Origin of the sequence: Kitasatospora sp. NPDC057692 (genome assembly GCF_042799475.1) — a bacterium.
Lineage (GTDB): Bacteria > Actinomycetota > Actinomycetes > Streptomycetales > Streptomycetaceae > Kitasatospora.
In genome coordinates, this window is sequence record NZ_JBHVIV010000045.1 from 1 (window position 1) to 19255 (window position 19255).

General features: G+C 71.5%; 18 protein-coding genes and 1 pseudogene. 11 read left to right on the forward strand and 8 right to left on the reverse strand.

The window, feature by feature from the left end; genetic code table 11:
- Positions 1-270: 270 nt before the first annotated feature.
- Positions 271-540 (reverse strand): annotated as a pseudogene (locus tag ACFVFS_RS23845) (transposase); the annotation flags it as partial.
- Here ACFVFS_RS23845 and ACFVFS_RS23850 point away from each other — a divergent pair.
- The 3 genes from ACFVFS_RS23850 to ACFVFS_RS23860 all read left to right on the forward strand — a co-directional run bounded on the left by ACFVFS_RS23850 (position 527) and on the right by ACFVFS_RS23860 (position 2375).
- Positions 527-787 (forward strand): hypothetical protein, encoded by a 261-nt coding sequence (locus ACFVFS_RS23850; RefSeq protein ID WP_380626671.1) that lies wholly within the window; start codon positions 527-529, stop codon positions 785-787. The pseudogene ACFVFS_RS23845 and the gene ACFVFS_RS23850 overlap by 14 nt on opposite strands.
- A 246-nt stretch (positions 788-1033) precedes the next feature.
- The gene (locus ACFVFS_RS23855) at positions 1034-1723 is read left to right on the forward strand and encodes a hypothetical protein (protein ID WP_380626672.1); all 690 of its coding nucleotides are present in this window, start codon (positions 1034-1036) and stop codon (positions 1721-1723) included.
- 37 nt (positions 1724-1760) lie between these two features.
- Positions 1761-2375: an RICIN domain-containing protein gene (locus tag ACFVFS_RS23860; protein WP_380626674.1), complete on the forward strand. Its 615-nt coding sequence runs from the start codon at positions 1761-1763 to the stop codon at positions 2373-2375.
- On the opposite strand, the gene ACFVFS_RS23865 is transcribed toward ACFVFS_RS23860, so the two are convergent.
- Together ACFVFS_RS23865 and ACFVFS_RS23870 are read right to left on the reverse strand one after the other, a co-directional pair.
- Positions 2276-2701, reverse strand: a complete 426-nt coding sequence (locus ACFVFS_RS23865; protein ID WP_380626675.1) for an aldo/keto reductase — start codon at positions 2699-2701, stop codon at positions 2276-2278. The genes ACFVFS_RS23860 and ACFVFS_RS23865 overlap by 100 nt on opposite strands.
- A 31-nt stretch (positions 2702-2732) precedes the next feature.
- On the reverse strand, positions 2733-3017 hold the full coding sequence (locus ACFVFS_RS23870) for a hypothetical protein (protein ID WP_380626677.1): 285 nt from the start codon (positions 3015-3017) through the stop codon (positions 2733-2735).
- A gap of 171 nt (positions 3018-3188) precedes the next feature.
- On the opposite strand from ACFVFS_RS23870, the gene ACFVFS_RS23875 reads away from it, so the two are divergent.
- A complete protein-coding gene (locus ACFVFS_RS23875) occupies positions 3189-5870 on the forward strand; it encodes an ATP/GTP-binding protein (protein ID WP_380626679.1) in 2682 nt (893 codons plus the stop codon).
- 162 nt (positions 5871-6032) lie between these two features.
- On the opposite strand, the gene ACFVFS_RS23880 is transcribed toward ACFVFS_RS23875, so the two are convergent.
- The gene (locus ACFVFS_RS23880; protein ID WP_380626680.1) at positions 6033-7553 is read right to left on the reverse strand and encodes a hypothetical protein; all 1521 of its coding nucleotides are present in this window, start codon (positions 7551-7553) and stop codon (positions 6033-6035) included.
- A gap of 184 nt (positions 7554-7737) precedes the next feature.
- On the opposite strand from ACFVFS_RS23880, the gene ACFVFS_RS23885 reads away from it, so the two are divergent.
- Complete coding sequence (locus tag ACFVFS_RS23885) at positions 7738-9105, forward strand: hypothetical protein (protein ID WP_380626682.1); 1368 nt, start codon at positions 7738-7740, stop codon at positions 9103-9105.
- Positions 9106-9171: 66 nt separating this feature from the next.
- Here the strand turns inward: ACFVFS_RS23885 and ACFVFS_RS23890 are convergent, their stop codons facing one another.
- Positions 9172-9585, reverse strand: coding sequence for a hypothetical protein (locus ACFVFS_RS23890; RefSeq protein WP_380626684.1), 414 nt, complete (start codon positions 9583-9585; stop codon positions 9172-9174).
- Between the two features lie 160 nt (positions 9586-9745).
- On the opposite strand from ACFVFS_RS23890, the gene ACFVFS_RS23895 reads away from it, so the two are divergent.
- Together ACFVFS_RS23895 and ACFVFS_RS23900 are read left to right on the forward strand one after the other, a co-directional pair.
- Complete coding sequence (locus ACFVFS_RS23895; RefSeq protein ID WP_380626685.1) at positions 9746-10894, forward strand: ParA family protein; 1149 nt, start codon at positions 9746-9748, stop codon at positions 10892-10894.
- Complete coding sequence (locus ACFVFS_RS23900) at positions 10891-11904, forward strand: ParB/RepB/Spo0J family partition protein (RefSeq protein ID WP_380626686.1); 1014 nt, start codon at positions 10891-10893, stop codon at positions 11902-11904. Before ACFVFS_RS23895 ends, ACFVFS_RS23900 begins: the two co-directional genes overlap by 4 nt.
- 69 nt (positions 11905-11973) lie before the next feature.
- On the opposite strand, the gene ACFVFS_RS23905 is transcribed toward ACFVFS_RS23900, so the two are convergent.
- The 3 genes from ACFVFS_RS23905 to ACFVFS_RS23915 all read right to left on the reverse strand — a co-directional run bounded on the left by ACFVFS_RS23905 (position 11974) and on the right by ACFVFS_RS23915 (position 13175).
- Positions 11974-12378 (reverse strand): DUF3307 domain-containing protein, encoded by a 405-nt coding sequence (locus tag ACFVFS_RS23905; RefSeq protein WP_380626687.1) that lies wholly within the window; start codon positions 12376-12378, stop codon positions 11974-11976.
- 16 nt (positions 12379-12394) lie between these two features.
- Entirely contained in the window at positions 12395-12718 is a 324-nt protein-coding gene (locus tag ACFVFS_RS23910; protein ID WP_380626688.1) for a hypothetical protein, read from the reverse strand.
- A gap of 136 nt (positions 12719-12854) precedes the next feature.
- Entirely contained in the window at positions 12855-13175 is a 321-nt protein-coding gene (locus ACFVFS_RS23915; RefSeq protein ID WP_380626689.1) for a hypothetical protein, read from the reverse strand.
- Positions 13176-13249: 74 nt separating this feature from the next.
- Between ACFVFS_RS23915 and ACFVFS_RS23920 the strand changes: the two genes are divergently transcribed.
- Genes ACFVFS_RS23920 through ACFVFS_RS23935 form a run of 4 tightly spaced genes read left to right on the forward strand, consistent with a single transcriptional unit; the run spans position 13250 to position 19168 of the window.
- A complete protein-coding gene (locus ACFVFS_RS23920) occupies positions 13250-14788 on the forward strand; it encodes a site-specific integrase (RefSeq protein WP_380626690.1) in 1539 nt (512 codons plus the stop codon).
- A complete protein-coding gene (locus ACFVFS_RS23925) occupies positions 14785-16545 on the forward strand; it encodes a hypothetical protein (protein ID WP_380626691.1) in 1761 nt (586 codons plus the stop codon). The genes ACFVFS_RS23920 and ACFVFS_RS23925 overlap by 4 nt, the downstream gene beginning before the upstream one ends.
- On the forward strand, positions 16542-18761 hold the full coding sequence (locus ACFVFS_RS23930; protein ID WP_380626692.1) for an integrase: 2220 nt from the start codon (positions 16542-16544) through the stop codon (positions 18759-18761). Before ACFVFS_RS23925 ends, ACFVFS_RS23930 begins: the two co-directional genes overlap by 4 nt.
- Entirely contained in the window at positions 18758-19168 is a 411-nt protein-coding gene (locus ACFVFS_RS23935; protein WP_380626693.1) for a hypothetical protein, read from the forward strand. The genes ACFVFS_RS23930 and ACFVFS_RS23935 overlap by 4 nt, the downstream gene beginning before the upstream one ends.
- The last annotated feature ends 87 nt before the right edge of the window (positions 19169-19255 follow it).

A 19255-nucleotide genomic window follows, 5' to 3' on the forward strand; every position in this document is an offset into this window, starting at 1 on the left:
ACGAGTACGAACAGGCGTACCGGACGAGACTGAAGCAACACCCGCAAGCCGCTTGATCACACGATCGCGGACTCCACGAAACTCGGGGCAGCTCACCTCCCCTACCCGGCCGAAGACCGTCCCGACGGGTGACTCCATGATGGCCGAACAGAGCCACTACCCCACGGCCGGCCCTGTTCGGACAGCCCGGACAGTCCCGGTGCAGAAGCCCGCCGGGCATCAACGCCTCAACCGGCCAGAGTTCGGGACGGGCTCCTAGCTCGCGCCGCATCAGGCAACGTTCGCCCTGGAGACGACTTCGCGTAGTCGTTCGTCCGCGGCGTGCTTGTTTCGCCAGATGATGTAGCGGCGGATCATGCTGCCCTGGGCCTTGTGGGTGGGGTGGTCGGTGCCGTCGAGGGCGAAGTAGCGCAGGGCGGTGAACTGGGCCTCGATGCGATTCAGCCAGGAGGAGTTGGTCGGGGTGTAGGCGATCTCGACATTGTTCGCCCCGGCCCACTCCGCGACTCGCTGGCAGCGCTTGGTGGTGACGCTGGACGAGCCGGAGGCCGCGCTGTCGTTCACGTCGAGCCTGCGACTGGTCCCACTGCTGGCCGAGTTGGGCCGCAGCGGCGCCCAGGTGGCCTGTGCGACCCACTCCCCGATCCTGGCCTCCGTGCCGGGCGCGGCGGTCCTGGAGGTGGGAGAGGACGGGATCGCGGAGACCCGGCGGCAGGACCTCGCGATCGTCGACCACTGGCGCCGCTACCTGGAGCGGCCGGAGGCGTACCTCCGGCACCTGTTCTGAGCCGAATCCGCAGGCAGTGGTAGACGACCGGCCGGCACTCCGGGTCGGCCCAGCCGTCGACGAGGGGTCCGAAGTCCCGGTCACCCCCCAGAGTCCTGGGATACCGGGGCCCCGTTCGCCGATGGCAGACTCACGATGGCTCCGAGCACAGGGAACCACCGGAGCAGCGTCCCCGTCCCGGCTGCCCGTTCTCATCGCACCAGCAAGGACCGGACGCGTCGGAGACAGGCCCGGCCAGCAGTTGTCATGCACGTGACACTTCCCCACCATGAGCCCGAGGAGTTCCCACTGAACCGCACCGGTTTCCTCCGCCGCACCACCGGGCACACCGCCCTGGTCCTGAGCGCCCTCACGATGGTCTGCACGCTCGGTGTCGGAGCGGCCGACGCCACCCCGATCGGGCGGCCCCCGACGACCACCTGCAACCCGGCCACCGAACCGGTCTGGATCGAGGTCACCGCCAGCCAGGTCGACCCCGTGGTCACCGACTTCCTGGCGGTGAACGTCGCCAACGGGACGACCGGCCAGCGCACCGAGTCCCTCACCCAGGTCGACTCGGTCACCACCACGGTCAACCGCAGCACCGAGATCACGGCCAACTTCGCCCTGCTCTTCGTCAAGGTGCAGGCCAAGGTCGGATTCTCCGTCCAGAGCACCACGTCGAGCACGACGACCTCGCAGATCACCTCCACCTGGAACTTCAACAACCCCGGCTACTACGGCCTCTACCGCGGCACCCGCCGGGTGCAGGGCTCCTGGGTGAAGTACTTGTGCGCCGAGACCGGCCCCAACACCGGCGTGTGGATCAACGCGCTTAAGGAGGGCGTCGGCACGTTCACCACCTACGAGACGCCCGAGATCGGCACGGTCGTCTGCACCGTGCCGGAGCCCGCCGCCACTCTGCGCCGCGTCGCCCAGATGCGATTGGGGTGCTGATCGCCCGATGAAACGCGAACGGACAGAGGAGAACACCATGACGGGCACCTCACCCCGCACCCGCCGGTCCGCCCGGCGCTTCCTGCACACGGCCGGGACGGCCGTCAGGATCGCCCTCGCCACCACGATCCTCCTGGTCACGGCAGCCATGGCGACGAGCCCCGCGAGCGCCGGCACCCAGCGCGTGACCGAGCGGAACTGGAACGGGTGGATATGCGACGGGTACTACCTGCGGATCGAAACACCCACACCGGGCATGGCGCTGGAGTACGACCAGGCCTCCGACAACAAGGCGATCTACCAGCGCCCGCGGACGAACGCGCCCACCCAGCAGTGGGAGGCCTGCCGCTCGTCCACTGACCCGAAGGCCTCCGACTACATCTTCAGGTCCAAGGCGGACGGCCGCTGCATCACCCTCTGGGGCGGCTACCAGCTGGAGGGGCACTGGTTCTCCGTCGACAGCTGCGACGGCTCCTACATCGGCGCGAACCAGAGGTTCTGGCGCAACCAGGACCCGGGCTCCCCCGTCATCACGCTCCAGGTCCAGCACAGTCAGCAGTGGATGGCGATCCAGGGCGACTTCGCCGGCAACGGCTCGCACGTCGCCCAGTACGCGAACCGCGCCACCGCCTTCACCTTCGTGGTGCTCTGACCCGGATCCGCCGGCAGTTGCCGAGGAACAGCCGCTCGGGGAGCGGCTGTTCCTCGGCTCAGGCGCGCCTCCGCCAGGTCCTCCGCGCCGAGCACGAGGGCGCCCGCCGCGAGGTTCTCCTCCAGGTGGTCGAGCGACCCGGTGCCCGGAATCGCCAGCACCGAAGGCGATTCCGCCAGCAGCGCGCCGAGCGCCACCTGCGACGTGGTCTCTCTCTCCCCCCGGGCGGCGACCCGGCCGAGCCGTTCGAGGTCGAGCGGGACCAGGCCCCCGCCGAGCGGGAAGTACGGCACGTACGCGATACCCGTCGCCTCGCAGTCGGCCAACAGCCCCGTACCGCTCTCGAACGAGGACTAGCTAGCTCGCGCCCGCGTCCTCCAACCCCCTCAGACGTTCGGTGTACAGCTCGATGATCCGGTCGATCTCCCCGGGCCCGGCGTCGCCGAGCCGCTCCCGGTCCTCGCCGCACACCCGCAGCTGCTCCGCCAGTTCCGCCAGGCGTTGCTGGTCACCGGCGCGCCGGGCGGTCATCATCTGACGGCCGTACCAGGCGATGACGACGCCGATGGCCGCCCGGGCATCCTCGACGGAAGCGCCGTCGTCTCCAGGGGACGAGGACGGCGGGGACTGGGGGGTGTGCACGGCGAACCACCTCAGGGCTTGGAACAGGTCACGGCCAGGGCGGTGCCGTGGGCCGGCCCGCACAGGCCGGCCCGCGGCCCCTTCCCGGCCCCTTTTTCCGTTCGATCCTGCCCCGTGACCTGCCTGATCACCTAAATTGGCCTCAGATCATCCTGTCCTGGGGGGACTCACGTGGCCGACCTTCGCGCGCTGTTCAGCTCCAACGACCCGGTCGACAGCGCCGAGGCGTTCACCAACCGGCAGCAGCAGTGGTCGCTGGTGGCGGCAGCCGTCGAGGAACACCTGCGCACCATCGCCGCGCCCGCCTTCGACGTCGAGGACCTGGAGACGCCCCGCACCAACCTCATCGCGTTCCACGGCGTCGGAGGCATCGGGAAGAGCACGCTGCTGCGCAAGCTCGAAGCCTCCCTCGCCGCCGCCGACCAGCGGCCCCGGCAGTGGGGCACCGGCCTCGGGGCCGGCGAGCGGCTGCTGCCGGTCCGCATCGACCTCGCGCGCTCCGCCTCCACCGGATCCGACTTCGAGCGGGTCGTCCTGACCATCCGCCTGGCCCTGGCCGGCGCGGTCGGCCGCCCCCTGCCCAGCTTCGACCTGGCGCTGCGCCGCTACTGGGACGCCCAGCACCCCGGCGAGCCGCTGGAGGAGTACATCCGGCGCACCGGGCTGATGGGCAGGGTCGGGCAGGTGCTGCCCGGGCAACTCGGAGCGGCCGTGAACCAGGTCGCCGGCTCGCTGGAGCTGCCCGGCCTGGTCGGGTCAGCGGCCGGGCAGGTCGCCACCGCGCTCGTCACGGCGCTGCGCGAGCGCCGCGAGCGGGCCCGCGCCCTGGCCGGGGCCGCCCGCACGGCGGCGCTGCTGGAGGCCGACGCGGACCTGGAGGCGCTCTCCTTCTACCCGCACCTGCTGGCGTGGGAGGTCAGCTGGCTGCCGGCGAAGAAGGCGGTGGTGCCGGTGGTCCTGCTGGACACCTTCGAGGACACCGCCGACCGGCACCGCGATCTGGAGCGGCTGCTGCAGCGTCTGGTGTGGCTGATGCCGAACTGCTTCTTCGTCATCGCCGGCCGCAACCGCCTCGCCTGGGGCGAGGACGCGTTGCAGGGCCAGCTCGACTACACCGGCCCCCAGGCGTGGCCGCACCTGGCCCCGGAAGAGCGGCAGCCGGCCCGCACGGCGGGCGGCCGGCGCCAGCACCTGCTCGGCGACTTCTCCCCGAGCGACTGCGACCACTACCTCGCCCACCGTCTCACCCACGACGGCGCCCCGCTCATCCCCGCGGACGTGCGCGCCGTCATCACCGCCCGCTCCCACGGCCTGCCCCTGCACCTCGACCTGGCCGTCGCCCGCTTCCTGGAGATCCGCCGCACCGGCCGCACCCCCGCCCCGGCCGATTTCGACCACACCTTCCCCGCGCTGATCGCCCGCACCCTGTCCGACCTCACCGAGGACGAACGCCACGTCCTGCGCAGCGCCTCCCTCCTCGACGCCTTCGACCTCGACCTCGCCACCCAAGCCGCCGGCCTCCCCCACCAGGCCGCCGCCCGCCGCCTCGTCGAACGCCCCATGGTCAGCGAAGACCCGCACGCGACCTGGCCCTACCACCTGCACGGCGCCATCCGCACCGCGCTGCGCAGCGACGACACCCACTCCGCAGACCGCTGGACCCCCGACGACTGGCACCAGGCCGCGCAGCGCGCCCTGGCCGCACTCGGCACCCAGTGGCAGGACGCCTCCCCCGCCGCCGGGCGGGCCTGGCTCGTCGCGTGCCTGCGCCAAGGCCTGCGCCTGGCGCGCGACCACCACCTGGACGACCTGGCCTGGCTGACCGACGCCGCGTTCGCCTACATCGACGACTCCGTGTGGGAGCCCATCGCCCCGCCCGCACCCCGGGCCACGCCGGGCGACAGCGAGGGCAGTGTCGCCGGGACGGACACCCCGGCCGACGCCCTGGCCGAACTGCTCACCGCCATCAGCCGCCGCCAGCACGAACACCGCGAGCGCACCGCCCGCCGGCTGACCGCCGTCCTGGACGGCGGCCTGCTGTCCGACGAACTCGCCGACGTCGCCCGCTACTACCGCGCCAAAGCCGACAAGGACCTCGGCCGCACCACCGCCTCCCTTGAAGGCATGCAGCAGGTCGCCGCCGCCGGCGGCCGCCTCGCCCCACAGGCCCAGCGCGGGATCGCCAACCTCGCCCGCATCGCCGGCGACTTCCCCGCCGCCCTGGCCGCCGCCTCCACCCTCACGTGGAAGAGCCGCCGCCACCGCGTCCGCGGCGACATCCTCTGGCCCCAGGGAGACTTCGCCGCAGCCGCCCAGGCCCTGCGCGACGGGCGCGCCGAGGCCGAACAGCACGACGCCCCCGGCGAACGCGCCATCGCCCAGACCCGCCTGGCCCTGGTCACCGCGTTCACCGACCCCACCCGCGCGGACGAGGAGATCGCCCTCGCCCGCCAGTACCTGGAACCCCTCGACCAACGCGCCACCGCCCTGCTCCTCCAGGTCGCCGCCCTCGTCCGCGACGCCGGCACCGACAACCGCGAGCTCACCGAGCGCGCCACCGTCCTGCGCACCCGGATCGACGTCGCCGGCCTGCCCTGGCTCATCCCCCTGCTGGAGACCGCCCTCGCCTTCCACCACGCCCTGCGCGACGCCGGAGACGACCTGACCGCCGCCATCTCCCGGCTGGCCGACGCCACCACCAGCGGAGACTTCGCCTACTACGCCGACATCGCCCACTTCATGGCCGACCGGCCGCTGCCCTCACCATCCGCCACCCGGTGGCTCGACGACGAGGACACCGTCCGCACCCGCTGGCGCACCCTCGTCACCACCCGCCGGCTCCCCAACCGCTGACCGCAGCGGGCAGTCCCGGCCAGGGCGGGTGCGTTGCCCAACGGCCTGAGAAAGCCCGGGGAGGCCACCACTCGTGACGGCCTCCCCGCTTCTACCGTGCTGTGGGCCTCGGCAGAGTGCATTCCGGGCCGGGGGCTTTGCCTCGACCCGCTGCATTCGCGGTCAGCGCCGCAGGGTCGGCGGGGTCATCCGCGCATGCAGCAGCGTGGCGCGGGTAAGTTCGGTGCCCTGCTTGTGTTCCTCGTTGAACAGGCCGGTGAGTCCGGTCGGGGCCTTCGACCAGTGGTTGCGAAGACTGATCGGGCGGGCCAGGTCGTCCAGGAGTTGGTTGACGACGTGGGCGGCTTCGGTGGGCCGATCGCCCCAGCCGTCGCCCCACCACAGGTGGTCGCCCGGGGTGCAGGGAGCCGGATGGACCTGTCCGTCGGTGGTAGTGATCCACACGGTGTCGTACAGGACGACGGAGGCCAGCTCGCCGCGGCCGGCAGGCAGAGCGAGCGGGGCGTAGAAGAGCCACTTGGCCCCCTCGTCGCCATCGTTCTTGGTGCGCACAACGGGCATGTCGGTGAGGGGATCGACGAAGAACACCTCCACCTGCTTGCCCTCAGCCAGTGTGGCGTGGGCGGCGGTCGGGTCGCAGACGGTGAGCCTGCGGGACCAGCGCTCGGCAATGGTTCCCTCCTTGGCCCGGACGTCGGTGAACCGCCCGAAGGGCAGCAGGTCGGGGTGGTAGCCGAGGGCAATGTCGGTGGCAGCGACCGCATCGGGCTGGGCGCTGATGGCGATCTCCCGCCAGCCCGTGACAAGGACGTCATCGACGTCGTCGTCTTCCTCCAGAATGCCGATGGGGTGAGCGGCCGCATCGTGCCGGGCGGCGATGACCATCCGGGTCTGGTCCCGGGACGCGTGGTCGCCGAAGATCTGGATCTCCGAGGCGACGTCTTCGACGCGCTGGTTGCGGATCTGGTTGGCCATGTTGGTCAGCGCAGTGCGCGCGGCCACGCCGAAAGCAGGGTTGCGGGCGGCCTCGCGCAGGACCGTCTCCCGCTCTTCGGCCAGGACGTCAGCGACCACCACTTCGGCTCCGGGCTGCCACTGACGGATGACCTCCGGCCGACGCAGCAGGCCGGGCCACCACGGGATGACCTGCCCAACAAGGTCTACGACGGTCCCCCACTGGGCCTCGTACGCAATACGCGGCTGGGCGGTGTCGACAGCGACCAGGGCGGGCCCGGTGGCGCCGATGTCACCGTACAGGGAGCACACGGTGACGATCTCACGGTTGAACTCGGCGGCCAGGCCGACGGCGGCCGACAACGCTGCGCTGCTGCCAGTGGTGTGGAGCATGCGGATGACGCCGATGTCGGTGTGCCAGTCGGTGGCCGGGCCGTGTGGAGTGTCGCGGTAGCCGAGGTGCCGGCCCGGTTGGCGCAGACCGGACAGGGGGCGAGCCAGGACGGCGCCACGGTGGCGGAACTCCGGGGTTCCTGCGGCCCACTGATACAGGGCGGTGCCGTCCCATACCGGTCCGGCAGGATCCGGGTCGTAGGAGCGGCGGTACGGGTTCTTCTCGGGGACGGGGAAGTCCTTGTACTGGCGGAGCAGTCGCCACATCCCGAACGAACCGACCTTGAGCAGGTCCTGGACTTCCGCCTTGCTGAGGTAGGTGTCACCGATTCCCATGCAACTACTCCCTGTGTCCCCGGAATTGCGCTCTGCTGTAGTCAAGCACCGGGCTTCTGGTCGCTGCTGGGAAATTCCTCAAGTCACGGCGGGACAGGTCTCCCCCGGCCAGATGTCTTCCCTGATGAAGACAGAGCGCGTGAAACGGCGGACGCTGCAGCACACAGCAGGCATGATCCGTGCCATGGGTGACAAGACGACGGCCCCGTGGGTGTACGACCGGGTGACAAAGTGGTGGGTCGACCTCTCCCAGGGCACCGATGGCCTGGAGTCCGGCGAGGCCAACGGCCGGTACGTGTGCCGGGCCTGCCGGGAGAACCTGATCCTGCGCAGCGTCAAGCCCGGCGCCGTGAACAGGCCGCACTTCTCCCATCGGCGCCACACGGACTGCTCCGCCACCCCGGCGGTGCGCGAGCAGCTGGAGCTGGACGACCGGATCGTCATCGAGTTCCAGCAGCGGATCACTCGGGCGTGGCCCGGCGCGCACTGTGTGCTGGAGTTCCCCGGCGGCCTGGACGACGGCGGCGCCGAGGGGCCCCTGGGGGTGCTGCCGCCGGCGGTCGTGGTCCGCGGCGGCCCGGACGGCCGGGACGTGTCGGTGGTGGAGCGGCCCCGCCGTCCGGTCGACATCGGCGAGGTCCAGGAGCGGATCCGCACGGTGCGGGCCCGCTACGGCGCCGGCGCCCGGCACGTGTGGTTCTGGGCGGCCGACGCAGCGTCCGCGGGTCGGCTCGCCGATCTGCAGGTCGCCCCGCAGGGCCGCAGCGGCCCGCTGGTCGACCACATGACGATCGCGCCGACCGAGCAGCAGCTCGCCGTCATCGCCGCGGGCGGCGGCGTGTACTTCCTCGACGGCGCCAAGGTCCTCATCCCCTACGGCGTCCACGACTTCACCCACCAGCCCAAGCCCGGCGAGGACTGGGCCTTCACCGGCGGCCGCCGCAACTGGCGCCACGACTGGCGGATCAGCCACCCGGTCCCGGCACCGGACGCGACCCGCTGGGGCCTCACCCCGACCTCGTTCGACGAGCTCACCCGCACCCGAGGCGTCTTCACCCTCACCGCCGCCCGGGACCTGATGCGCACCCTGGAACGGGTCCAGACCGGACGCTGGAACGCCCGGCGGCGGGCAGCCGCCGCGCTCTACCAGGACCGCCACCAGCCGCCCCTGCCCGCGCAACCTGATCCCACCAGCATCCCTCTTCCGGAACCACCTGCGCCGTCGCAGAGCGCCGGACAGGCCGAACCAGCGCCAGCCCCAACCTGGGCCGAGCACCGCGCTGCTCCGGAAACGTCGGCTCCCACCGCCAACGCGGTCCTGCCACCGGCCCGCACCATGTCGACGACCACGACGGCGCAGCCCGGCCCGGCCGAAGCGCCGACGGTCGGCCACGCCGGCCCCGACGAGGACTACCCCCTCGCCCCGCCCGCGCCCACCGACCCTCCGACCCGACCCGCGCTGATCCCTCCCCCGCCGGCATATCCGCCCACCGTCCACTTGCCCGGCCACCACGTCCACCAGGCGCCGTCGGGCTCCGGCGGCCGCGGCTGACGGCCCGGCGCCGTCGGCCGCCCGCACAACGTCCGCCCTCTGCCGGACGTGCGGGCGGCCGTGGGCTCAGCGCTCGTCCGGCTCGCCCAGGCTCCAGCCGCTGACCGCCGCGATCGGCCCGCGCCAGAGCGGCAGTCTCCGGGCGATCCGGCCGGCGCGGACGGTGACGTCCTTCAGGTGCAGGAACCGCGGGTCGGGTGCCCGGCGACGACCGTTCTCAGCGGCGTGGTCCAGGTGCCCGAGCACCTCCCGCATGACCTTCCGCAGCCCGTAGTGGTCGACCTCCCCGACCTGACGGAAGTACAGGTCCTCCCACACCCCGGACGGGATCACGGTCCCCGTGACGAGTACCCCATCCACCACCAGCGTCACGACGACAGCCTTGGCGACTTCCTCGTACTCCACCCCGACGCGCAGCACCTCCAGGTACGGGTCCGGGTAGGCCTCCCCCTGCAACATCACCCGCAGAGCCGGCTGCACCGCATCTCTCCACGACACCGCGTTGGTCTCCTCCCCTGGATGGGCCTGGGTTGGACTATGCCCTGGGGGCGGTGTCGGTATCCAGGTGGGCAGCGGATGGATCGGGCGCTCCGGGGTGGTGTGGTGGAGCTGACGATGCGACCTAGTAATGTTTGGTCTTATGAGCAGCCCATCGGCCAGTTTGAAGCGGGAGAAGCTAATCACTTCTCTTCCGCCGCAGTTGAGACGCCAGTTGAAGATCCGCGCATTTGAGCATGGTCTGGATATTCAGGACGCGACCGAGTACGCGATCCGCGATTGGTACGAGGCCTCGGATCTCCCGACGGTGAACACCGATGGCGCCAAGACCTGGGGCACGTTCCTGCCCATCGGCGAGGCCGACCGGTTCAAGGGCGTGTGCAACGACCGCGAGATCACCTACGTCCAGGGGCTGGCCCAGGCGCTGACTCTGTGGCTGGAGAAGCACCCGTCGCCGACCGCTCCGCTTGTTGCCCAGCCCGTCGTCCGGGTCATAGTGGCGAACCAGAAGGGCGGGGTGGGCAAGACCTTCCTCTCATCCGGCATCGCCCAGGCGCTGGCAGAGGCCGGCCGTCGCGTGCTCCTGGTCGACTACGACCCGCAGGGGCACCTGACGGCTGAGCTCGGCTTCGAGGACCTCATGTACGAGGATGACGTCGAGACGCTGATGATGCACATGGACGGCACCGCCAAGGGCGACATCCGCGAACTGCTGGTGGCCCTCGACGGCGCCCGCTTCGGCGAGCGGCTGCACCTGCTGCCGGCGTCGGACGACGCGTTCCTGCGCGATGTCGCCCTCTCGAAGGTCAGCTTCAGCGAGGCCGCGCTGGAGCGAGCCCTGGAGCCGTTGGAGGCCGACTACGACGTCATCATCATCGACGGGCCGCCCAGCCTCGGGCTCAACATGGACACGGCGCTCTACTACGTACGCCGCCGGGAGGGCGAGCTGGCCGACCGGTCGGGAGTCATCACCCCGGTCTGGGCGAACAAGGCGTCCCATCGCGCGTTCCGGCTGCTCAAGTCCCAGATGGACGATCTGTGCCGCAAGGGCCGTATCCAGGTCGACTACCTCGGGCTGATCATTAACGCGTACGACAGCCGCCGCGGCAAGCTCGTGAAGGAGAACAAGAAGCAGTGGGAGAAGAGCAGCTCCCCTGGAGTCCTGGCCGTGATCGGTGATCTGAAGGAAGGCCGCGAGGCTGCGGACGGCGAGATCCCGCTGCTGGAGTACGCGCCGGACAGCGAACACGCGCAGGTGATGCGCGACCTGGCGAAGGAGCTTGCCGTATGACGCCCCCTGCCCAGCGGGTCACCCGTGGCTTCGACATCGACGACAACGGCAAGGACGCTGCCCCCGGGCCTCGCCGTGTCCGCACGCGTCAGCAGATCATGAACGGTGAGGGCCGGCGCCCTCCGACGTCGGTCGAGCTGAGGCTACTCGCCCACAATCCCTTCAACCCGCGCGACGAGCTCACCGACCTGGAGGAGACTGCCGAGTCTCTGCGGCTAAAGGGGCAGATTCAGCCCGTCGCCGTGGTCCGCCGTGCCTCCTTCCTCACCGCGCACCCAGGACGCGAGACCGACCTGGGCGAGGCCGAGTACGTCGTCATCGACGGCAACCGACGCTTGGCCGCGGCACCTCTCGCGGAGCTCGCGGAGCTGCGGATCGATGTCAACGACGATCTCGCGGCGAGCGCGGCGGACCTGCTGGAAAGTGCGCTGATCGCCAACGTGCACCGGGTGGACGTTCCTCCGCTGGACCAGGCGAAGGCCATCCAGGAACTGGTGACAGTCCACGGCTCGCAAGGGCAGGTGGCGAAGCGCCTGGGAAAGACACCCGCCTGGGTGTCCCAGCGCCTCGCGCTCCTGGAGCTCACGCCGGAGCTTCAGGAGAAGGTGGAGACCGGAGAGCTGAAGGTGGAGCCGGCCCGCCGTATTGGCCGGATGCCCAAAGAGCAGCAGGCATCGGCTGCGGCGGAAGCTGTTAACGCCGTTAATACCCCTCGCCAACGAGCCCCGCGCCGACAGCTCGCAACGCGCGAATCGGCGCCCACCGTTAACGCCGTTAATACCCCTTCGTCGAACAGCGGGGCGGGGGAGACGGCGGCGCCCACCGTTAACGCCGTTAACGGTCTGGCCGAAGCTACGTCCGAGCCGCCTGCGGCGTCGATCGTGGCGTGGGACGACCCGACATCGGTCTACAAGCTGCTTCGGGAACACATGTCGGCTGAGCAGCGAACCACTCTGGCAGGCCTCCTGATCGATGACCTGGAGCTGGCCGAGATCGAGGCGGCCAGCTAGTTCGGGAAATGGCGAAGGCCCGCACCCCAGCGCTGGGGTGCGGGCCTTCGTCATGAGGGGAACAGCCGCTCAGTGGAGGGCGGTGAGCAGCAGGGCAGCGGGGGTGATGCCCGCGACGATGTGCAGGGCTTGGTCGACCATCGGGGCGCCTCGTCCGCTCTCGAAATAGACGGTGCTGCCGGTGTGGCGCATCCACCGTTCGACGATCCATCGGCGGTCGATCAGTCCGTGCGAGAGGCCGACCCAGGCGAGGGCGGCACACGTGCCGGTGGCGGAGATGTCGAGGCCGATCAGGGCGCGGGCGCTGAGCAGCAGGACGAGTGTCACCCCGATGTGGCAGGCGGCGTGCGCGCCGTTGGCGAGCCAGCCCGTCAGGGACTTCTCGGCCTTGTGTTCGGACATGTGGTCGCTCTGGAAGAGGTAGTCGCCGGCGTAGTGTCCGGCGAGCAGCAGGACGAAGGGGTCGGCGAGCACGGGCTGCTCCAGTTGGTCAGTGGTGGGCGGGGGTGGGCAGGGTGGCGGCCTGGTGGCGGTGGAGCAGGGCGTGCTGGCCGGGGTCGAGGCGCCAGAGGCCGAGGCGGCCGGCAGCGGGGATGGGGTCGGGGAGAGCCTGGACGTCGGCGAGGGTCCAGTGCCAGAGGCCGGGCAGGCCCCAGGGGCGGCAGCAGCCGATGTCGCGGTGGCAGTCGGTGATGGTGGCGATGGCGACGAGGGCGCCGGTCGTCAGCGCCGGAGCACCGGGGCGGGCGAGGACGGCGCGGACGAGCGGGTCGGCCTGGCCGGCGCGGGCGAGGGCCCGAGCGGCGTGCAGCACGACGGGTCCGCGGTGCCTGGTCGGCCAGCTGCGGTTCTCGACGCCCTTGTCGCCGGCGAGGATCGCGGCGAGCCAGGGCTGGCGGATCGTCAGCGCGGGGAGGTCGGCGGCGGGCTGCGCAGCCGGTTCGGGCAGTTCACCGATGCGGCGCAGCGCTTCGGGGAGGGCGGTTTCCCAGTCGCAGGCCGCGGTCGTCGATGTAGATCGCTCCGCCGAGTTTCTTGTTCGTCACCAGGATTTGGGTGCCGAGCCAGTAGGCGCGGTCGGGGTCCTCGTCGACGATCGCGTCGAATCCGTGGCTGATCAGCCAGGCCGCGATGGCGGGGTGGTAGCGGCGGTGGCGGGCCGTGACGATGAAGACGGACCTGACGGCCTGGAGGATGCGCAGGGCTTCGAGGGCGCCGGGGATCGGGTCGCCGTAGATGCGCCCGTCCTGCCAGCCCTTGTCGTGGCGCACAACTTCCCTATTGGATGCGCTTGTTGAAGGCGATCCGAAGGGGTGCTTCATTGGCAGGCTGGAAGGTGTTCTGGGTGCCTGAGGGCAGCACGGCGGCTAGCGTCCGGCCGGGCCTGCTGCGCGGTTGGGAGTGCCTCGGGGAACGCGAGGCGTCGAGCGGTGTCCGTCCTGGAGATCCGATCTTCCTGTCACCGGACTATCAGGTCGACCCGCTGCTGAGCCGCTACGTGCAGTCGAGGGTGTTTCGCTTCTACGAGGTGGAGACCAAGAGGAACTACGCGACCGACATTGCATTGCTGCTGACCTTTCTCTGGGGACGTGGCAAGTCGTGGATCCAGGCGACGGGCCAGGACCTGAACGACTACGAGTTCTGGCGGCAGGAGGCACCGGAGAACCCCGGTCAGATCGGCGGGTCCAAGTGGAACCGCGAGCTGGCGGCGTTCACGGCGCTCTACCGATGGGCGAAGCGCGCCGGCTGGATCGCCTCCAACCCGGTGGAGATGCGCGAGGTGGTGGGCCGGGACGGGGCCGTGGCGGAGGTTCCGGTGGCCCGGGCGAAGGACGCCCGGGCGTCGAACGTACGGTGGCTGACTCCCCGGACGTGGCGGTTGTGGGCGGATGTCGGACTGCGCGGGCTCGACCGGGACGGCCGCCAGCGATTCGGCTGGGCGGGCCGTCTGGAGGACCGGAACGTGGCGTTCGTGCGGACGGTGACGTCGTCGGGGCTGCGCCGCCAAGAGGCCGGGTCGCTGTTGACCTTCGAGGTCCCTGACGTGCCGCCTGCGGGGGCGCGGTACGCCCACGGCCGGGTGGCCGCCAAGGTGACGCGCTCCAAGGCGTCGCGCACCTTCTACGTCTCGGCCGGGGCGGTCGGCGACGTGGAGACCTACGTCGAGTCCTCCCGCGCCTGGTCGGTCGCCGGGGCCCAGCGGGCCGGCCGGTACGACCGCCTGGCGGGGATGCGCCTGGTGACCGAGGTGGTGTCCGGGCTGAAGCCGAGGGTGCGGTGGGTGGAGCGGGACGGGACCTGCGGCGAGCGGGAGCTCGGCAAGTTCACCTGGCAGGAGCGGATACTGCTGTTCACCGAAGGGCCCGGGGGTCCGGAGCCGTTGTGGCTGTGGCTGACCGAGGAGGGCTTGCCGCTGCGGCCGCACTCCTGGAACGGGGTGTTCGCCGAAGCCAACCGGCGGTGCGAGGAGGCCCTCGCGCCCCCTCGGCACCTTCGCTCGGACCCTCACAAGGTGTACTGGCCGACGGCCTCGCCGCACGCCTCCCGGCACTCGTTCGCCCTCTACATGCTCGTGGTGCTGAACGAGCTGATGGACCGCCGCTACGGCCTGACCGCGGCGGAGCGGCGGGACTTCCGTCTGCTGTACGGCGATCCGTGGTTCATGGTGCAGGGGTTGCTCGGCCACGCCTCGCGGGAGACGACGGTGAACATCTATCTGGCGCCCGTACGGCACCTTCAGCTGGCGTCGCTGCTCGCCGTCGTCTCCGCGCCGCTGGACATGCCGGCGCCGGGCGTGGACGACGTGTTCGCCCGTGTCGCCCGGGAGGCTGAAGGCATCGTGGACATCGACGCCAGGCTGTCGCCCGATGGGGTGGTCTGGTGAGCGGCCGCGGCCGCAAGGCGTCCCTGCCGGACGCCGGACAGCAGCCCTCACGCCCGAACCCGCTGGATGCTGGTGGCCTGGTGGTGCGGCACCGCAACGCGCAGGGCTTCGTGCGGGAGTACGACTCCTCCCTCCTGCCGGTCGGCGAGCGGATGCAGCGCTCTCTGGCCCGCTTGTTCGCCGTCCCGTGCGGCCGCAACTGGACCAGCCACCAGAGTTCCCGGGCCGCCTGGAGGCACCTGAACGCCTTCGTCACGTACGTCCTCGACCACCAGCACCCGCCCGAGGATGTCGACGGCCTGGACGCGCAGGTGGTCAGGGCCTGGTGGGACTCGTTGAAGTCGACCACGAGCGGCCGGCACCGCTGGCGGGACGTGGCGGCGCTGCTGCGCCGCGACGAGCGCCTCCAGGCGGGCCCCGTCGCGGAGGAACTGGCACGGCGCGTCGGTGTCCTCCGGACTCAAGGCGAGGGGTCCTACAGCGGCCAGGAGTTCCAGCGGGTCAGGACCGCGGCGCGCCGGACCTTCCGGGCCGCTCTGCTGCGGATCGAGGAGAACGCCCGCCTTCTGGAGCGCTGGCGCTGCGGGGCGATCACCCCCGGAGGCGCCGAGTGGCTGGCCGGGGAGGCGCTCGACGCCCTCGCCCGAACGGGCTTCACCCCGGTGGTGCTGTGCCCGGGCGGGAAGCTCACGCTTCCGCACCGCTACCGCCGTGCTCTTGGTGGCACCTCTCCCTTGGCGACGTGGCAGCGCCTGTACCTGTCCCGGCTGGAGGCGGCCGCGCTGGGTGTGCTGCTGATGGTCGACTTCGGCTGGAACCTGTCGGTGATCGACCGGGCGCCGGCCCCGCGGGCCGCACCCGATGACGGTGAGGACGATGGGCGTGCGACCTACCTGGTGCCGCTGGAGAAGCGGCGCCGAGGCGGCGGGCGGTGGTTCGAGACCGAGAGCGTCACCGATCTCGGAGCCGGTACCGCCGGCCGACTCATCACCGAAGCGCTGTCGGCGACGCGGTTCGCCCGTGACCTGGCCGAGCGCCTGTCGCCCGGCACGGACCACTTCGTGGCGTGGCGGCCCCAGCACCACCGCCGTACGAGCTCGGACCGTGACCGGCCGCAGGCGGTCGGGCCGATCCGGTTCGGTGTGACGACCGAGTCCGCCCAGCACTGGGCCAATGCCGCCGGGGTCGGAGGCTCGCCGTTCAAGCGCGGACGGCGCACCGTCGTGGCCATCGAGCGCCGGGAGCCGGCCCAGCACTCCCGGGACACCCACGACCGGGCCTACGTGCTGCCCGATAAGCAGGTGCAGGACGCCGCCGTCCCCGTCATCGCGGCGGGCGCCAACGACGCTCTCGCCCGGGCCCGCCAGAGCGTGGAACTGGCGGCCGAGCTGCACGAAGCGCACGACCCGGGCGACCGCCACACCGTGCTCGCGAGCTGCCACGAGCCTCAGCACGGGCCGTCCCCGACGGCGGACGGCGGCTGCGGCGCCTCGTTCCTGCTCTGCCTGGGCTGCCGCAACGCGCGCATCCATCCCGGCCACCACCCAAGGCTGGCGCACCTTCACCAGGCGCTCGACAACGTCCGCCCGGTCCTGCCGGCCGCCGTCTGGGCCGAAGGGTGGAGCGACGCCCACGCCCGTCTCGAAGACCTCCGCCACCAGGTCGGCGGCCCGGCCTGGCGCACCGCCCTGGCCGACGTCACCGAAGCGGACCGGACCCTCATCAGCCACCTGCTCTCCGGAGACCTCGCCCCGTGACCACCACCGCGCCCGCGATCGACCGCTTCCGCCTCCCTGTGCCCTCTCCGACCACACCGGTCGTTCCGGCCCACCTGGCCGCCCCCGACCACGCGCACTTCACCTCGAACTTCCGTGACCCGGTGTGGTCACTGGCCCCGCTCGTCGCCAACCCGGGCGAGGGCCTGCGCTCGGTGACCTGGCGGCAGTTCCCCGCCGCGCTGCGCGACGAGATCCGCCTGGTGGCATGGACGCTGATCAACGGCGAGCTGAGGCCGTCCTTCGTCAAGCAGCGCGGCGTCAAGATGCGCACCCGCCTGTCCCCCGCCCTTGTCCACGAGACCATCGACCACTGGAAGCACTTCGCCCTCTGGCTCGCCGACAGAGACGTCCGCTCGCTGGGCGCGTGCGACCAGCAGGTGCTTCACGACTACGGCCTCCACCTCCGGGACACCAGCCCCTCGCGCAGCGCCGCGGTCCGGCAGTTCACCGCCCTGGTCCGCCTGTGGGCCTTCGACGGACTCAGCGGCCGCCCGGCCGGATTCGCCCGGCCCCCGTGGGACGAGTTCGGTGTCGACGACTACCTCCCCGCCGCCAGCGCCCTGGGCGGCGAGAACGCGCGGGAACCGCTGGCCGAGGAGACCATGGGCCCGCTGCTCGTCTGGGCCGTCCGCATGGTCGAGGACCTCTCCGGCGACATCCTGGCGGCCCGGCGGGAGAGCGGGCGGCTGAGGGCGATCGCCCGGTCCCATCGGTCCACCCCCCAGGGCAAGGCCGCGCTGCACGCCTTCTTCGAGCCCCTGCTGGCAGACACACTGCCGCTGCCCTCCAACTCCGAGAACGGGGCGGTCCGGCTGGCACGCGACTACGTACTGGCCCTCACCGGGGCCTCCGCGAAACAGCTCGACGCGATGAACAAGACCCACGCCCTCACCGCCACGGTCGCCCTGCGCCCCGGCCCGTGCCCGCTGCAAGCGCCCGTCACCGGCCTGATCGCCGCCCGGCCCTGGCGCGAGCACCTGGACTACACCGAGACCATCACGCTGATGCGGCACCTGGGGACCGCCGCGTTCATCGTCTGCGCCTACCTGACCGGCATGCGCCCCCAGGAAGTCCTCGCGCTGCGCTCCGGATGCTGCCCCGATCCGGGCGAACGCCCCGACGGCGCCCCGGCACGGCACCTCATCCGTGTGGCCGATCCCGAGGGCAACGACGCATCCGAGGAGCCCGGCAGCGACGAGGCCGCCGGGACCGACACCCATCTGATCACCGGCACGCACTTCAAGTCCGCCGTCGACGAGGACGGCAACCACGTCGCCGCCGGCCTGGAGCGCACCGTGCCCTGGGTCGCGATCCCACCCGTCGTCCGCGCGATCCGCGTACTGGAGCAGATCGCCCCCGCCGGAGCACTCCTCTTCGACCGCAACGTCCACGACTTCGCGTGCCAGCGCTCCGGCACCGGCGCCCTCAAGCCGCACAGCATGCGCGTTCGCGTCGAAGACTTCATCGCCTGGTGCAACGCCGAGGCCGCACGACACGGGCTCCCGCACCAGACCATCCCGCCCGACCCGGCCGGCAAAGTCGGGCTCGCCCGCTTCCGCCGCACCCTCGCCTGGCACATCGCCCGCCGGCCCGGCGGCCTGGTCGCCCTGGCCATCCAGTACGGGCACCTGCGCACCGCACTCGACACCGAGACCTCCGGCCGCTACGGCACCCGCGCCCGAGGCGGAATCCACAGCGTCATCGACATCGAGACCGCCCTCGGCGTCGCCGAGACCGCCGCCGACCTGCGCGAGCACTTCGCCGCCGGCGGCGGCGTGTCCGGACCGGCAGCCCGACGGGCCCTCCTCCAAGCCGCCCGCACCCCGCGGTTCGAAGGCCGCCGCATCACCGCCCGCTTCGCCCGCACCTTCCTCGGACGCGACGGCACCGTCCTCTACGACAACCCGCACGCCCTGCTCCTGTGCCTCTACCGCAGCGACACCGCCCTGTGCGCCCGCGAAGGCGCTCGGGAGACCCCCAGCCTGGACCGGTGCGTACCCGGCTGTGGGAACACCGTGCGCACCGACCGCCACGCCGACCAACTGCGGGCACGCGCCGACCGGCTCCACCAGCAGGCCCACCACACCCCCGAGCCCGTCGCCGAACGGCTTCGAACCAACGCCGCCCGTCTCCGGTCCTGGGCCGACGAACACGACCGCACCCGCCTCACCGAGCCGGAGGCCCCACCACGATGACCCCCGCCCTCGACGAGCGCGACCGCATCCGCGCCGCCATGCAGCGCATCCTGGCCGGCACCCCGCAGCACTCCACCGGCGCGCTGACCATCGTGGCCCTCGCCCAGGAAGCCGGAGTCCCCCGCAACGCCCTGACCCAGCGCCATCCCGACCTGCGCAACGAGTTCTACGACCACGTCCAGCAGCTCGGCGCCGTCCCGGACACCGAAGCCCGGCTGCGGGAGACCGTCGCCAAGCTGAAGAAGACGATCGCCGCGAAGAACAAAGAGCTCGGCCAGCTCCGCGCCGACGTCCCGGCCCTGGTCCGTGTCGTCAACCAGCTCGCGCTGGAGAACCAGCGGCTCCGCGACCAGCTGGTCACCGGCGATCCCCACGTCGTCCCGATCAGACCGCGCCCACCTCAGTAGCGATCACCCGGATGGGCCAAACGCGGTAAACCGCGTTTGGCACCGACCCGTCGCGCACCCGGCAGGCGTTGTTGACGGCATGGAACT